This window comes from Nocardia mangyaensis (genome assembly GCF_001886715.1).
In the GTDB taxonomy this organism is placed as follows: domain Bacteria; phylum Actinomycetota; class Actinomycetes; order Mycobacteriales; family Mycobacteriaceae; genus Nocardia; species Nocardia mangyaensis.
In genome coordinates, this window is the sequence record NZ_CP018082.1 from 4565848 (window position 1) to 4579775 (window position 13928).

Annotated in this window: 14 protein-coding genes; 9 read left to right on the forward strand and 5 right to left on the reverse strand. The window is 69.5% G+C overall.

Annotated elements, in window-relative coordinates; all coding sequences use genetic code 11:
• The first annotated feature begins 100 nt into the window (after positions 1 to 100).
• Both BOX37_RS20775 and BOX37_RS20780 read left to right on the forward strand, forming a co-directional pair.
• A complete protein-coding gene (locus tag BOX37_RS20775; protein ID WP_071929116.1) occupies positions 101 to 1471 on the forward strand; it encodes an RNA polymerase sigma factor in 1371 nt (456 codons plus the stop codon).
• A gap of 199 nt (positions 1472 to 1670) precedes the next feature.
• Positions 1671 to 2555 carry an MHYT domain-containing protein gene (locus BOX37_RS20780; protein ID WP_084759903.1) on the forward strand — a complete coding sequence of 295 codons (885 nt, stop codon included), beginning with the start codon at positions 1671 to 1673 and terminating at the stop codon, positions 2553 to 2555.
• Here the strand turns inward: BOX37_RS20780 and BOX37_RS20785 are convergent.
• Positions 2545 to 2916 (reverse strand): DUF952 domain-containing protein, encoded by a 372-nt coding sequence (locus tag BOX37_RS20785; protein WP_071929117.1) that lies wholly within the window; start codon positions 2914 to 2916, stop codon positions 2545 to 2547. The two genes, BOX37_RS20780 and BOX37_RS20785, sit on opposite strands and share 11 nt — an antisense overlap.
• 403 nt (positions 2917 to 3319) lie before the next feature.
• On the opposite strand from BOX37_RS20785, the gene BOX37_RS35465 reads away from it, so the two are divergent.
• On the forward strand, positions 3320 to 3514 hold the full coding sequence (locus tag BOX37_RS35465) for a DUF7455 domain-containing protein (RefSeq protein ID WP_029903635.1): 195 nt from the start codon (positions 3320 to 3322) through the stop codon (positions 3512 to 3514).
• Positions 3515 to 3674: 160 nt separating this feature from the next.
• On the opposite strand, the gene BOX37_RS20795 is transcribed toward BOX37_RS35465, so the two are convergent.
• Positions 3675 to 4430, reverse strand: coding sequence for a TetR/AcrR family transcriptional regulator (locus BOX37_RS20795; RefSeq protein ID WP_071931717.1), 756 nt, complete (start codon positions 4428 to 4430; stop codon positions 3675 to 3677).
• Between the two features lie 124 nt (positions 4431 to 4554).
• Here BOX37_RS20795 and BOX37_RS20800 point away from each other — a divergent pair, with 124 nt between their 5' ends.
• Positions 4555 to 6408 (forward strand): DEAD/DEAH box helicase, encoded by a 1854-nt coding sequence (locus tag BOX37_RS20800; protein WP_071931718.1) that lies wholly within the window; start codon positions 4555 to 4557, stop codon positions 6406 to 6408.
• The gene (locus BOX37_RS20805; RefSeq protein ID WP_071929118.1) at positions 6408 to 6956 is read left to right on the forward strand and encodes an SWIM zinc finger family protein; all 549 of its coding nucleotides are present in this window, start codon (positions 6408 to 6410) and stop codon (positions 6954 to 6956) included. Before BOX37_RS20800 ends, BOX37_RS20805 begins: the two co-directional genes overlap by 1 nt.
• A 63-nt stretch (positions 6957 to 7019) precedes the next feature.
• Here BOX37_RS20805 and BOX37_RS20810 read toward each other — a convergent pair whose 3' ends face one another.
• Positions 7020 to 7757 (reverse strand): SDR family NAD(P)-dependent oxidoreductase, encoded by a 738-nt coding sequence (locus BOX37_RS20810; protein ID WP_071929119.1) that lies wholly within the window; start codon positions 7755 to 7757, stop codon positions 7020 to 7022.
• Between the two features lie 149 nt (positions 7758 to 7906).
• On the opposite strand from BOX37_RS20810, the gene BOX37_RS20815 reads away from it, so the two are divergent.
• Positions 7907 to 8509 (forward strand): TetR/AcrR family transcriptional regulator, encoded by a 603-nt coding sequence (locus BOX37_RS20815; RefSeq protein WP_071929120.1) that lies wholly within the window; start codon positions 7907 to 7909, stop codon positions 8507 to 8509.
• Here BOX37_RS20815 and BOX37_RS20820 read toward each other — a convergent pair.
• Complete coding sequence (locus BOX37_RS20820) at positions 8506 to 10185, reverse strand: DEAD/DEAH box helicase (protein WP_071931719.1); 1680 nt, start codon at positions 10183 to 10185, stop codon at positions 8506 to 8508. The genes BOX37_RS20815 and BOX37_RS20820 overlap by 4 nt on opposite strands.
• Before the next feature lie 251 nt (positions 10186 to 10436).
• Here BOX37_RS20820 and BOX37_RS20825 point away from each other — a divergent pair, with 251 nt between their 5' ends.
• A complete protein-coding gene (locus BOX37_RS20825) occupies positions 10437 to 11567 on the forward strand; it encodes a YihY/virulence factor BrkB family protein (RefSeq protein WP_084759905.1) in 1131 nt (376 codons plus the stop codon).
• Here the strand turns inward: BOX37_RS20825 and BOX37_RS20830 are convergent.
• Complete coding sequence (locus BOX37_RS20830) at positions 11540 to 11776, reverse strand: DUF3039 domain-containing protein (RefSeq protein WP_071931720.1); 237 nt, start codon at positions 11774 to 11776, stop codon at positions 11540 to 11542. The genes BOX37_RS20825 and BOX37_RS20830 overlap by 28 nt on opposite strands.
• Before the next feature lie 144 nt (positions 11777 to 11920).
• Between BOX37_RS20830 and BOX37_RS20835 the strand changes: the two genes are divergently transcribed.
• Together BOX37_RS20835 and BOX37_RS20840 are read left to right on the forward strand one after the other, a co-directional pair.
• Positions 11921 to 12280 carry a DUF3099 domain-containing protein gene (locus BOX37_RS20835; protein WP_071931721.1) on the forward strand — a complete coding sequence of 120 codons (360 nt, stop codon included), beginning with the start codon at positions 11921 to 11923 and terminating at the stop codon, positions 12278 to 12280.
• A 79-nt stretch (positions 12281 to 12359) separates the two neighbouring features.
• Positions 12360 to 13877, forward strand: a complete 1518-nt coding sequence (locus tag BOX37_RS20840) for a DUF7782 domain-containing protein (RefSeq protein ID WP_071929122.1) — start codon at positions 12360 to 12362, stop codon at positions 13875 to 13877.
• The last annotated feature ends 51 nt before the right edge of the window (positions 13878 to 13928 follow it).

Sequence of the window (13928 nt, forward strand, 5' to 3'; positions counted from 1 at the left end):
AGACTCCCGACCGACGCACCGCCGGTGCAACCCGACCGACCGCTCCGCCGGAAAACCACTCTGGCGTGACGCCGCACGAGACCGTCACGAAAGGGCGTACGTGGTAGCCACGAATACCCGTCAGACCGCCGACTCGGCCGACGCCGAGGCCGACGACGCCGCAACCCCGGCCAAGAAGGCTCCGGCGAAGAAGGCCGCTGCCAAGAAGGCTCCGGCGAAGAAGGCCGCTGCCAAGAAGGCTCCGGCGAAGAAGGCTGCCGCCAAGAAGGCTCCGGCCAAGAAGGCCGCAGCCAAGAAGGCGACCTCGGGCGAAGGCGGTGAGGAGCAGCTCGAGGACGAGTCGATCGAAATCGACGATCTCGGTGACCTCGAAGTCGCCGAGGAAGAGCTCACCGAGGGCGAGGTGATCGTCGAGGAGGTCGCCGACGACACCGCCGAAGCCGCGGACACCGCCGAGCCCACCGAGAAGGACAAGGCGTCCGGCGATTTCGTGTGGGACGAGGAGGAGTCCGAAGCGCTGCGGCAGGCACGCAAGGACGCCGAACTCACCGCCTCGGCCGACTCGGTGCGCGCCTACCTCAAGCAGATCGGCAAGGTCGCGCTGCTCAACGCCGAGGAGGAGGTCGAACTCGCCAAGCGGATCGAGGCCGGCCTGTTCGCGGCGGAGAAGATGCGCGAATTCGCCGAGGCGGGCGAGAAGCTCTCGGTCACCGTCCGACGCGACTTCAACTGGATCGTGCGCGACGGCAACCGGGCCAAGAACCACCTGCTCGAGGCCAACCTGCGACTGGTCGTCTCGTTGGCCAAGCGCTACACCGGCCGTGGTATGGCGTTCCTGGACCTGATCCAGGAGGGCAACCTCGGTCTGATCCGCGCGGTCGAGAAGTTCGACTACACCAAGGGTTACAAGTTCTCGACCTACGCGACGTGGTGGATCCGGCAGGCCATCACCCGCGCCATGGCCGACCAGGCCCGCACCATCCGTATCCCGGTGCACATGGTCGAGGTCATCAACAAGCTCGGTCGCATCCAGCGCGAGCTGCTCCAGGATCTGGGCCGCGAGCCCACCCCGGAGGAGCTGGCCAAGGAAATGGACATCACGCCGGAGAAGGTCCTCGAAATCCAGCAGTACGCGCGTGAGCCGATTTCGCTGGACCAGACCATCGGCGACGAGGGCGACAGCCAGCTCGGCGACTTCATCGAAGACTCCGAGGCGGTTGTCGCGGTCGACGCCGTGAGCTTCACCCTGCTGCAGGATCAGCTGCAGTCGGTGCTCGAGACGCTGTCCGAGCGCGAAGCGGGTGTGGTGCGGTTGCGCTTCGGCCTCACCGACGGTCAGCCGCGCACCCTCGACGAGATCGGCCAGGTCTACGGCGTGACGCGTGAGCGCATCCGCCAGATCGAGTCGAAGACGATGAGCAAGCTGCGCCATCCAAGCAGGTCACAGGTCCTGCGGGACTACCTCGACTAGATCGAAGAACGCCCAGCGAGGCCCGTACCACCGCCACGGTGGTACGGGCCTCGCTGCGTGTGATCGCTCCGTGATCAAACCCACACCACTGAAATTCGCTGCGAATCACTCGGATTCATGATTGTCACCGTATCGTCACATCCAGTTCTTCGTTCTACCGCCGCCGGTCTGCGGTACTTGGTTTGAGGGTTTTCGCGGCGTGCTCGACATCTATCACTTCAGCTACGGCTGGATCACTCCTGTTCTCGCGTATTTCATGTCGGTCACCGGCTGTCTGCTCGGGCTGCAATGCGCGGCCAGAGGCCGCAACGCGGTCGAGGGACGGGTCGGCTGGCTCATCGGCGCGGCGATCGCCATCGGCGGCACCGGCATCTGGGTCATGCATTTCATCGCGATGCTCGGATTCAGCATCCGCGGCACCGAGATCCGCTTCGATGTCCCCCTGACACTGTTCAGCGCGATCACCGCGATGGTGGTCGTCGGCATCGGCCTGTTCATGGTCAACAAGCCCCAGCCGACGCTGCGGTCACTGCTGGCGGGCGGCACCATCGCCGGTCTCGGCGTGGGCACCATGCACTACTCGGGCATGCGCGCGATGCGGTCGACGGCGACCGTGGGATACGACCCGGCGATCGTCGCGCTGTCGATCGTGATCGCGGTCGTCGCCTCGATCGTGGCGCTGTGGTTCACCCTGCGCGTCAAGGGATTCCTCGCGACCGTCGGCGCCGCGATGATCATGGGCGTGGCGGTATGCGGCATGCACTACACCGGCATGGCCGCCATGCACGCGCACACCGATCACCACGCCGCACCGCCCACGGGCGCCGCGGCGATGGACCTGCTGGCCCCCCTGATCGGGGTGAGCAGCGTCATCACCATGCTGGTACTGGTCAGCGTGAGCCTCACCGAGATCGAGAACGAGGAGGCGCTGCCGCGGATGTGGCTGACCTCCCGGCATCGGCCGCAACCGCGCCCAGCCCAGCCCGCGCCGCCGATTCCCCCGAGGGGCGAGGAGATCGAGTACCGCACCGAGGAGTTGGTCTACGACGGCGTGGGCAGTTGGCCGCGCCGGGTCATCGACTAGTTCCCCGGTCCGGGGTGCTGAACATGCCGTCAGGACCCGGCAGGTAGGGCCGCACGTCGAGCACCGACGCGCAGGTCAGCGGCGCGTACAAATGCGGGAACAGCATCGACGCCGGATCGCTCGGCACACCGGGCTCCCACTTCACCTCGCCGGTGAACCGGGCGGGGTCCAGCCACAGCACAACCAGGTCGGTGCGGCCGGCGAAGAGCCTGTTGGCGGGCAGGTGGACCTGGTCCGGCGTGGACAAGTGCACGAAGCCGCTCTCGGCCAGCGAAGGGGGCCTGCGCTCACCGGCCGGACGCGCCTGCTCCCATTCTTGGAAAGTACACAGGTGAACAAGCGTGTGAGTGTCGTATGTCACGGGTAATCTCCGGGTAGACAACAGGTTCGGACGGTCGAGATCGGGTCATTCAGCGGTCGGGTCGCTCGATTCGGTGGTTAGGCCCGCGAGTAACGGGCAACACCGCAGCGAGCGACATATCGATGAGTGACCAGATCATGTGGGAGGTGGCAGATACGGCTCCGCAGGTGTTCGGCGAGTACTCGATACCGGCGACCAGCGGATGTTCGCTTTCAGCGAAACCGCAGGTCGTGTTATCGAAAACACAAAGATTCACTTCCGGGAACAAAGCCTGAACCCCGAACGTCTGACAGAGTAGTCGTACCCCTGCTGGGAAGTAGCGGATGCGAGCCTCGTGGAGTGACCACGGGGCCCACACCTAGGCGAACGGCCACGCAGCGCCGGGAGCCGGGACGGAGGAGTCATGCCAGGAACCCTGACCAGCACCCCACTGACCGCGGTCGATCGTTGCGATCGTTGCGGGGCGGCTGCCCGAGTGCGTGCCGTTCTTCCCGCGGGTGGCGAATTGCTCTTCTGCCAGCACCACGCGAATGAACACATGGATCGTCTGCGCGAGCTCGAAGCCGTGATCGATACGGAATCGGCTCCCGCTCTCTGACCACTCCTCGCGTCCGAAACAACAACATCTGACAACAGAACATCCCGACAGCGGGCGACCCGGCCAGGGCGCCCGCTGTCGCCGTATCCACGGCCTGCGCGCGGATCCATGCGGCGGATCAGGCGTGGACCAGCGCGGTGACCGGCGCTCCCGCGAGCGGTCAGGAGTCCGCGAGGATGCCGTCGACCAGTGTCGCGACGCCGTAGGCGAAGGCGCCGTCAGGGTCGGCGGGCGCCTGGTAGTGCTCACCGACCGCCGCGCCGACACGCCCGGCGAGCGGGAATTCCTCGGCCGAGATGAGCTGGATGAGCAGTGGACCGTGCACCCGCCACCAGTCCGCGTCGCTGAGCTGCGCGGCCGCGCCGGCCGCCGCGACCGCGAGGCGGGCATTGCCGGTGGCGAAGTCGGTGAGCACCGCGATGGCGCGGTCCATCGTCAGGTCGCTCAGGCCGGCGCCCTCGATGGCGGCCAGCTGGTGCTCGTAGCGGCGCATCCGGGCCGGGCCGAGGACCTGGCGCCACGGTGACACCTCGAGCAGCCACGGGTGGGCGAGCAACTCGGTGCGGATCCGCTCGGCCACAGCGATCATGCGGTCGCGGATCGGGAGCTCGGCCGGGATGGGGGCGTCCTCGGCGGCGACCGCGTCCACCATGAGCACCACCAGGGCTTCCTTGCTCGGCACGTAGGTGTAGATGCTCATCGCGCGCACGCCGAGCTGGGCGGCGACCGCGCGGATCGTGAGCTTGGCGATGCCGTCGCGATCGGCCAGCGCGATGCCTGCCGCCACCACGGCGTCGACCGTGAGACCGGGCTTCGGACCCCGCGCGCCCGGCTTGGCGGGCACGTGGTGGCGCCACAGGAGTTCGAGGATCCGGCTGGCCTGCGCGGTGGATTTCTCGTCGCCGTCGGTGGGCACGAACCTGCCTTTCTGGCACACGGGAACAAACTCAGTACAGTGTACGTTGTTCGGTTGTTCGTGCCGCCCATCTGAGGAGACCGTTCTGCCCGCCACCCAGGCCACCTACCTACCCGACCGGCACCTGTTCGCTCTGTGGACCTGGACCGGTCACGGCGCGGGCCCGGCGCCCGACCTCGGCGACCCCGAAGCGCTGACCCTGGCCTTGCCCGTTGGCGAGCGGGGCGCCATCGAACCGGTCGAGACGCCGACCGCCGTGGTGACTCCCCGCGAGCTCGCCACGCTAGAGGGCGAGCAGCTGGCGCCGTCGGCCCTGGCATGGCGAGCGCTGCTCGCTCCGGCGACCGGATCGTCGTCGCCCACCCCGGCTGCCTCCGGCCCACCACACCTCAACGCACCCGAGAGGGCGGACGCCACGCCGCCCCCGGACACCCTCGCGCCGCCCGTGGACACCCGCGACACGTCCGCGCCGTCGAGCGCGCTCCCGCCAGCCGCCCATGCCGTGCCCGACGCGGTGGGCGCCGCGATCGTCTCCGCCGCGCGGGCACTGCGGGTGCTGCGCGACACCGAGGCGATCGGCGCGGAGCTCGCGCAAGTCTTGGACGCCACGCTGCGGCCCTATCAGGTGCGGGGTGTGAGCTGGTTGCACGAGACTGTCGCCGCCTACGGGGGCGCCGTGCTGGCCGACGAGATGGGCCTCGGAAAGACGGTGCAGGCCATCGGTTTTCTGCAAGGGCGCGCGGACGGACCGCAGTTGGTGGTGTGCCCGACCTCGCTGGTCGGCAACTGGGCGCACGAGATCGCGCGGTTCGCTCCTGGCCTGACTGCGCATGCCTGGCGCGGTGGCGAGGTGGTGGCCGGGGCGGGCACGGTGCTGGTCACCGGGTATCCGACGCTGCGCCTGCACGGCGCGCGCCTGCACCAACACCAGTGGGCGACCGTGGTGTTCGACGAGGCGCAGGTATTGAAGAATCCGCGCACCCAGGTGTCGAAGGCGGCCAGGTCGCTGCCCGCCGCGGCCAGGGTCGCGCTGACCGGGACACCGGTGGAGAACCATCTCGACGAGTTGTTCGCCCTGCTGAATCTCACCGCGCCGCGGCTGTTCGCGCACCGCACCCAGTTCCGGCGGCGGTTCGTCCGGCCGATCGAAGAGGGGTCGGCCGCGGCGGCCGCCCGGCTGCGCGATGCCGTCGAGCCGGTGGTGCTCGGGCGCAAGAAGATTCAGGTGGCGGCCGCGCTGCCCGCCAAGATCCACACCGACCTGCTCTGCGACCTGTCCGCCGAGCAGGAGCGGGTGTACGACGCGGCGCTCGCGCGGGCGGTCGAGGAGGGGTTCGGTTCCGGTCTGCAACGTCAGGGACGGGTCCTCGCGGCGCTCACCGAGCTCAAGCAGGTGTGTAATCACCCTGGACTGGTGTCCGGCGATCTGGACGAACTGGCCGGCCGCTCCGGCAAACTCGACCTGTGCACCGATATCGTCGCCACCAACCTCGACACCGGCGACCCGACGCTGATCTTCACCCAGTACCGCAAGACCGGTGAACTGCTGGTCCGCCATCTCGCCGAGCAGTTCGGGGTGCCCGCGCCGTTCTTCCACGGCGGTCTCGACGCGACCCGGCGCGGCGAGATCGTCACCGAGTTCCAGTCCGTCGACGGCCCGCCCGTGCTGATCCTGAGTCTGCGCGCGGCAGGCACCGGGCTCACCCTCACTCGCGCCGCCGACGTGATCCATTTCGATCGCTGGTGGAATCCGGCGGTCGAGGCACAGGCCTCCGATCGCGTGCACCGGATCGGGCAGACTCGCACGGTCACGGTCACCACACTGACCAGCGCCACGACCGTCGAGGAACACATCGCGGCCATGCACACCCGCAAGTCGGCGCTCACCGACCTGTCCGACGCGGCGGGCATCGCCGAGCTGGCCCGCCTCGACGACGACGCCCTCGTCGACATCCTGCGACGAAAGCGAGAGCACTGATGGCCGACAACGAATTCGGGTACACCGCGTGGGGCCGGGACTGGGTTCGGCTGGCCGAGCCGATCCGCCAGGCCCGCCCCGAACCGCTGCTGCCCCGAGCTCGCAGCATCGCCCGCAATCACGGCGTGCGCACCGAGATAGAGGCGCGGACGGTGCGCGCGCATCTGCATCGCGGTGGCCAGGCTTCGATCGCCCATGTGGAGGTGGCCCCGCTGACGCGCGGCGCGGTCACCGCGATCGCGCGGACCATCCCCGATCCCCGGGTGCTCACCGACGGGATGCACCGGGCCCTGCTCGACGCCGGACACTCCCCCGCGCCGACTCTGGTCAGCACCGACTGCTCGTGTCCGGCCCGGACCGACCGGTGTGTACACGTGCTGGCGGTGCTGTACGCGATCGCCTGGCAGGTGGACGAGAACCCACGCCTGGCACTGGAATTGCAGGGCTTCTTCGACACCACCGCCGACACAGACGTCCCCGTCGCCGAGGCGCGCTGGACCAGCCTGCACTCCCTCGACCCGTCGAAGTTCTTCACCACCGCGCACTGAGCCACCCACTACCCGCGCATCGGCCCGACGGGCACCGCGACCCTTGCGGTGCCCGTCGGACGATCACGCGTTGGTGCCGCCGTCGACGGTGAAGAACGCGCCGGTGATCGACCGGCCCGCCGGACCGGCCAGGAACGCGACGGTCTCGGCGATGTCCTCGGGCGTGCCGAAGCGGCCGAGCGCGGTCAGGTCGCGTTGTCCGGCCGCGTCGGCGGCGTCCGCGGGGTTCATGTCGGTGTCGGTGGATCCGGGCTGGATCAGGTTGACGGTGATTCCCCGTGGACCCAGTTCCCGGGCAAGGGCTTTGGTGTAGCCATTGAGCGCGGACTTGCTCAGGTTGTACAGCGACAGGCCGCCGAAGGGCGCGTGCTCGGCCAGGTTGGTGCCGATCGAGATGATCCGCCCGCCCTCGCCCAGATGCAGCAGCGCCGCCTGGCCCGCGACGAACGCGGCACGGGCGTGGATGTTCAGCGCCTGATCGATCTCGTCGAGGGTGAACTCCGCGTAAGGCTTGGCCGGGAAGATGCCCGCGTTGTTCACCAGCACGTTCAGCCCGCCGAGTTCCCGCGCGGTCCGTTCCACGGCGGCGACGACCTCGGCGGCGTCGGCGCTGTCGGCTCGGATCGGCAGCGCGCGCCTGCCGAGGGCCTCGATGTCGGCGGCGACCGATTTCGCGGCGGTTTCGTCACGCTGGTAGGTCAGCGCCACGTCGGCGCCCGCGGCAGCCAGGCGGCGCGCGATGGCCGCGCCGATCCCCCGGCTGCCGCCGGTCACCAGTGCCACGGTGTCCGTGCTCGTCATCAGGCATGCTCCCATTTTGTAGTAGTCGATACATAAATAGGGAATCGCAGGGCGGTCGGCATGTCAATAGTTTTTTATCGTTTGACACAGAATTGCTGGAGCGCACCGACGCGCGGTAAGTTTCAGCGATCAGCACAGAGAGGATTCCCATGGCAGATCGCGGCCGCCCCCGCGGTTTCGACCGCGATCTCGCCCTGCGGCGCGCCATGGAGGTGTTCTGGGAACGCGGCTACGACAGCGCGTCGATGACCGATCTCACCACCGCCATGGGCATCAACTCCCCCAGCCTCTACGCGGCCTTCGGCGACAAGGAAGCCCTGTTCCGGGCGGCAGTGGACCTCTACTCCCGCACCGAAGGCGGCCACACTGCCCGTGCCTTGCGCGCGGAACCCACCGCCTACGCCGCCATCGAGGCGATGCTGCGCGACAACGTGACCGCCTACACCGACCCCGGACGGCCGAGCGGCTGCATGGTCGTGCTCGCGGGCGCGACCTACGCCACCCGGACCGCGCCGATCCGGCAGTTCCTCGTCGAGGCGCGCCGCGAGACCGGCGAGGACATCCGCGCCCGGCTCGAACGCGGGGTCATCGAAGGCGATCTGGCGCCGGACACCGACACGGCCGCACTGGCCTCGTTCTACAGCACCGTGCTCTACGGACTGTCCATCCAGGCCAGAGACGGCGTGGGCCAGGCCGAGCTCAGCGCGGCGGTCGACAGCGCGCTGCGGGTGCTGGCCGCGGTGGTGCGCTAGTGCTTGCGCAGGGCGGCGATGCGCTCGACGAGCTGATCGGCGGTCGCCAGGGCCGTCGGCGGACCACCGCACTCCCTGCGCAGTTCGCCGTGGATCACCCCGTGCGGTTTGCCGGTGCGGTGATGGTGCATGGCGACCAAACTGTTGAGTTCACGACGTAGCTCGCCCAGCTTGTCGGCGGTGGCGACGCGTTCGGCGACCGCGGCGGGCTGGGGCGCGGTGACCACCTGGGTGCTGCGATCGGTCAGCTGCCGGGTCTGGCGGTCACGCAGCAGCGCGCGCATCTGCTCGGCGTCGAGCAGCCCGGGGATACCGAGGTAGTCGGCCTCTTCGTCGCTGCCGGCGATGGTGGCGGTGCCGAAGGAGGACCCGTCGTAGATCACCTGGTCGAGTTCGGCGTCGGCGGCGAGGGCAACGAAGGACTTCTCCTCCTCGCCGGGCTCGTCCTTGGTCTTGTTGGCGTCGATCAACAGCTCGTCGTCGAGCGCGTTCTTCTCGCGGTGCGGCTTGCCGATGACGTGGTCACGCTGCAGTTCCAGCTGGGCGGCCAGGTCGAGCAACACCGGGACCGAGGGCAGGAACACACTCGCGGTCTCGCCCGGCCTACGGGCACGCACGAACCGGCCGATCGCCTGGGCGAAGTACAACGGGGTCGAGGCACTGGTCGCGTACACGCCGACGGCCAGGCGCGGGACGTCGACGCCCTCGGACACCATGCGCACCGCCACCATCCACGGCTGGGTGCCCTCGGCGAACTCGCCGATGCGCTGGGAGGACTGCGGGTCGTCGGACAGCACCACCGCGGGCCGCTCGCCCGAGATGTGTTCGAGCAGTTCGGCGTAGTCGCGGGCACGTTCCTGGTCGGTGGCGATCACCAGGCCGCCCGCGTCGGGGATACCGGAGGCGCGCAGCTGGCGCAGCCGGGTGTCGGCCGCGCGCAGCACCGCCGAGATCCAGTCGCCGGCCGGGTCGAGCGCGGTGCGCCAGGCGCGCGCGGTCTGCTCGGCGCTGAGCGGTTCGCCCAGGCGGGCGGTGTGTTCCTCGCCCGCGCTGTCGCGCCAGTGCGCGTCACCGGAGTAGGCCAGGAACACCACCGGACGCACAACGCCGTCGGCGAGGGCGTCGGCGTAGCCGTAGGAGTGGTCGGCACGCGAGCGCGGGAAGCCCGATTCGTCGGGCTCGTAGGTGACGAACGGGATCTTCGAATCGTCGCTGCGGAACGGGGTTCCGGTGAGCGCGAGCCGCCGGGTCGCGTCACCGAAGGCTTCCTCGGTGGCCTCACCCCAGGTCTTGGCATCGCCCGCGTGGTGGATCTCGTCGAGGATGACCAGCGTGCGACGGTTCTCGGTGCGCACCCGATGCCGGGTGGGATGCGCGGCAACCTGGGCGTAGGTCACCACCACGCCGTGATAGTCCCCGGAGGTACCGCCGGTGGAGTTGGAGAAGCGCGAGTCGAGCTGGATGCCCGAGCGGGCGGCCGAGGCGGCCCACTGGTGCTTGAGATGTTCGGTGGGGGCGATCACGGTGATCTGATCCACCGTGCGATCGGCCAGCAACTCGGCGGCAACCCGCAGCGCGAAGGTGGTCTTGCCCGCGCCAGGAGTCGCGACCGCGAGGAAGTCGCGTGGTCGGGTGGCCAGGTACTTCGTCAGGGCGCGACGCTGCCAGGCACGCAGGGAACCCCCCGACGCACCTCCCGCGGCCGTCTCGCCCGGTGTACCCGCATCCTTCGCCGCAGCGGCGCCACCCGACCCAGTCACGCAGACGACCCTAGCCGCCCGGCACGGCGTGTCGCCAAACCGACGCGACACGGGCGACCGGCATCACAAACCTGCCCGAGGTCACCGCCCATTTACCTGTTACCCCACGACACGATGCCCGGCCCGCGCCACACGGACCGCGTTCGTGCGAGATGCTTGACAGCGAGATGAGCAACGATCAGGTCCGGGCAGCCGACGCGGCACCCCCGCCGCAGACGTCCCCGCCCAGCGGTCCTGCCGTGCCGCCCGCAGTACCGCCACGGGCAGCCGGGCAACGTCCCCGCGAACACGCCCGGTGGGTGCGCTGGCTCGCGTCGGCGTGGCGGCTGGTGGTCCGGGTGGCGCAGAAGTGCTGGAACGACTCGATCTTCACCAAGTCCGCGGCCGCCGCGTTCTGGCAGACGCTGTCGCTGGCACCGCTGCTGCTCGGGCTGCTGGGCAGCCTCGGCTATGTGGGCGGGCTGTTCGGGCCGGACACGGTGGAGATCGTCGAGGCCAAGATCATCGCGTTCAGCCGCGAGTTCTTCAGTCCCTCCGTGGTGTCGGACCTGATCGAGCCGACCGTCGACGATGTACTCGGCCGCGGGCGCGGCGCGCTGGTGTCGGTGGGCTTCGTGCTGTCGCTGTGGGCGGGGTCCTCGGCCATGTCGACCTTCGTCGACGCCATCGTGGAGGCCCACGATCAGCAGGACGCGCGGCATCCGGTCTGGCAGCGGATCTTCGCGCTGTTGCTGTACGTGCAGTTCCTGGTGGCCGCGGTGCTGATCCTGCCGGTGATCGCGCTGGGGCCGACGCGGATCGGGCAGGCGCTGCCCGACACGTGGCGCGAGCCCGGACTCCGGCTGGTCGACACGTTCTACTACCCGATCGTCGGGCTGTTGCTGATCGTCGGGCTGACCACGCTCTACAAGCTGGCCCTGCACAAGACCCTGCCCTGGCACCGGCTGTTCTGCGGCGCGCTGGTGGCCGGAGTGTTCTTCATGGGCGCCAGCGACCTGCTGCGCCGCTACCTGTCCTCGGTCACCGCCACCGGAGTGAGCTATGGCGCGCTCGCCACGCCGATCGCGTTCCTGCTGTTCACCTATTTCCTCGGCTTCGCGGTGATCCTCGGCGCGGAGTTCAACGCCGCCGTGCAGGAGTTCTGGCCCGCCCGGGCCACCAGGATCGAGCAGGTCAAGAAGTGGCTGGCCAAGGTTCGCGCCGACGACGAGCACGGCGAAAAAGCCGACGCCTCACCGGAGGCGCCGACCTCGTCGACCACGGAACCCGCTCAGTCGCCCTTGCGCAAACCCTCGTAGACCTTCTTGCAGTCCGGGCACACCGGCGAACCGGGCTTGGGCGAGCGGGTCACCGGAAAGACCTCACCGCACAGGGCGACGACCATCGTGCCCATCACGGCACTTTCGGCGATCCGGTCCTTCTTCACGTAGTGGAAGAACTTGGGGACGTCGTCACCGGTCGTCTCATCGGTCGTGGTTTCCGGGCGTACCAGAGTGTCTGAACTCATGCTCTCCATGATGCCGCATCCGGTACGGCCCGCGCTGACCAGCCGCGCGTGCGGGCGCGGACGCCGAGTGGGAGACTCGTTGACATGCAGTCCCACGGCGAGACCCCCGGCGCCGACGAGCCGACCCCCGACCCGGAGGTCACGATGCCCGCCGCGTCCGCCGCGACGCGGGGGTTCTTCCGCGCCGCCCCCACCGACCACCCGGTGCTGATCACCGAGGCGGCGCCCTCGCTCGACGAGCAGCATCGCGCCAGAGTGCGCCGCTACATGATCATCATGGGATTCCGTATCCCGTGCCTGCTCCTGGCCGCGCTCACCTACACCATCTTCGAGAATCCGCTGATCTCGATTCTGATCATCGCCGCCTCGGTACCGCTGCCGTGGATCGCGGTGCTCATCGCCAACGACCGGCCGCCGCGCACCAAGGACGAACCGAGCCGCTGGGACGGGCACGGGGACCGGACGGCCCTGGAATCAGGGCACCGCAAGGCCATCGACAGCTGAGCGCCGAGGGGGGTGGTTCCGGCGACACGCGGCCCGAGCTGGTGGTTCGAGGCCCGAGCGGTCCTGGCACAGTAGTCGGGTGCCTACGAACCCCACCACCACCGGTTCCCTGCTCACCGCCCTGTGCCCGGATCTGCGCAGCGCGCTGATCCGGGTCGGCTACACCGCCGACACGCTGGTGGAGGCGCTCGGGCCGGATGTGCACGCGGCGCTGAGCCGGTCGGAGCCGGTGCCGGTGCGCCGGGCCGCGCGCGGTGCCGGGGAGCTGGGAACGCTGATCCGGCTGCTGCTGCTCGGCGACCCGCTGCCGGAGCGGGCGGTGGCGCAGACGCTGGCGCCGGTGCGCGTGGATGACGCCGTGGCGGCGGGTCTGCTGGTTCGCGACGGCGACGAGATCAGGGCGGCGCTGGATCTGCGCCCGCTCGACACCGGCGCCGGAACCCGCTGGATCCTGTCCGATCTCGACGATTCGATGCGACGACGCACGCTCACCGAGGACCACGTGCTCGGCGTGGGCCACGCCTCGCTGTCGCTGCTGCGGGCGACGCCGACCGTCCCGGTGGGCACTGTGCTGGATCTGGGAACCGGGTGCGGTGTGCAGGCGGTACACGTGGCCGGCCACGCGGGCCGGGTCACCGCCACCGACGTCAACGCGCGGGCACTGTGGCTGGCGCAGGCCACGGCGGCACTGAACGAACTCGACATCGAGCTGCTGGAAGGGTCGTGGTTCGAGCCGGTGGCCGGGCGCCGCTTCGACCAGATCGTGGCCAATCCCCCGTTCGTGGTCGGCCCGGCCCGCGTCGAACACACCTATCGCGACTCCGGCCTCGCCCTCGATGGCGCCAGTGAACTGGTCATCGGCCAAGCGCCCGAACTGCTGGCCCCAGGCGGCACGGCGGCCATGCTGGCGGCCTGGGTCCATGTCGAGGGGCAGGACTGGCGCCAGCGGGTGTCGTCGTGGCTGCCCGCGCGCGGGGTGGATGCCTGGGTGGTGCAGCGCGATGTCGCCGACCCCGCGCTCTACGTCGGCACCTGGCTGCGCGACGCGGGCCTCGACCCGCGCGATCCGGCCGCCCAGGAGCGCGCCGAGGCCTGGCTGGCAGCCTTCGACGCCGCCGGTGTCGAAGGCATCGGATTCGGATTCGTCTACCTGCACGCCATCAACGGCCCCACCGAACTGCTCGCCGAAGACCTCACCCACGGCTTCGACGACCCGCTCGGCGACGAGGCGGCGGCCTATTTCGCCCGCTCGTCCTGGTTGCGCGCGGTGGCCGCCGACGAGAACCTCGCCTGGACCTCCCGGTTCGCACCGAGCCCGGCGACCGCGCTGGAACGGGTGTACCTGCCCGGTGAGCACGGCTGGGCCGAGCAGGTGGCGCGCCTGCACCGCGGCGACGGACCGCGCTGGCAGCACGAGGTCGACGAGTCGACGATCGCGCTGGTCGCGGGAATGCGCCCCGATGGCCTGCCGTTGTACGAACTGATCGAACTCCTGGCCCTCGCCACGGGCGCCGAGGAGGTGAGCCCGGAATTCGCCGGACAAGCACTCGGTGTGGTCACCGGACTGGTGCGTCACGGACTGGTGCGACCCGTCTGAGCCGCACCCCGGTGGGGGCGAGTTCCACCACGGTGCCCTTCTCAGGAACTT

Bases quoted from the DNA above. Each gene is read 5' to 3' on its own strand.
- BOX37_RS35465 (WP_029903635.1), top strand. From the start codon at position 3,320: ATGCCAGGAACCCTGACCAGCACCCCACTGACCGCGGTCGATCGTTGC.
- BOX37_RS20805 (WP_071929118.1), top strand. From the start codon at position 6,408: ATGGCCGACAACGAATTCGGGTACACCGCGTGGGGCCGGGACTGGGTT.
- BOX37_RS20810 (WP_071929119.1), bottom strand. From the start codon at position 7,757: ATGACGAGCACGGACACCGTGGCACTGGTGACCGGCGGCAGCCGGGGG.
- BOX37_RS20815 (WP_071929120.1), top strand. From the start codon at position 7,907: ATGGCAGATCGCGGCCGCCCCCGCGGTTTCGACCGCGATCTCGCCCTG.
- BOX37_RS20825 (WP_084759905.1), top strand. From the start codon at position 10,437: ATGAGCAACGATCAGGTCCGGGCAGCCGACGCGGCACCCCCGCCGCAG.
- BOX37_RS20830 (WP_071931720.1), bottom strand. From the start codon at position 11,776: ATGAGTTCAGACACTCTGGTACGCCCGGAAACCACGACCGATGAGACG.
- BOX37_RS20835 (WP_071931721.1), top strand. From the start codon at position 11,921: ATGCCCGCCGCGTCCGCCGCGACGCGGGGGTTCTTCCGCGCCGCCCCC.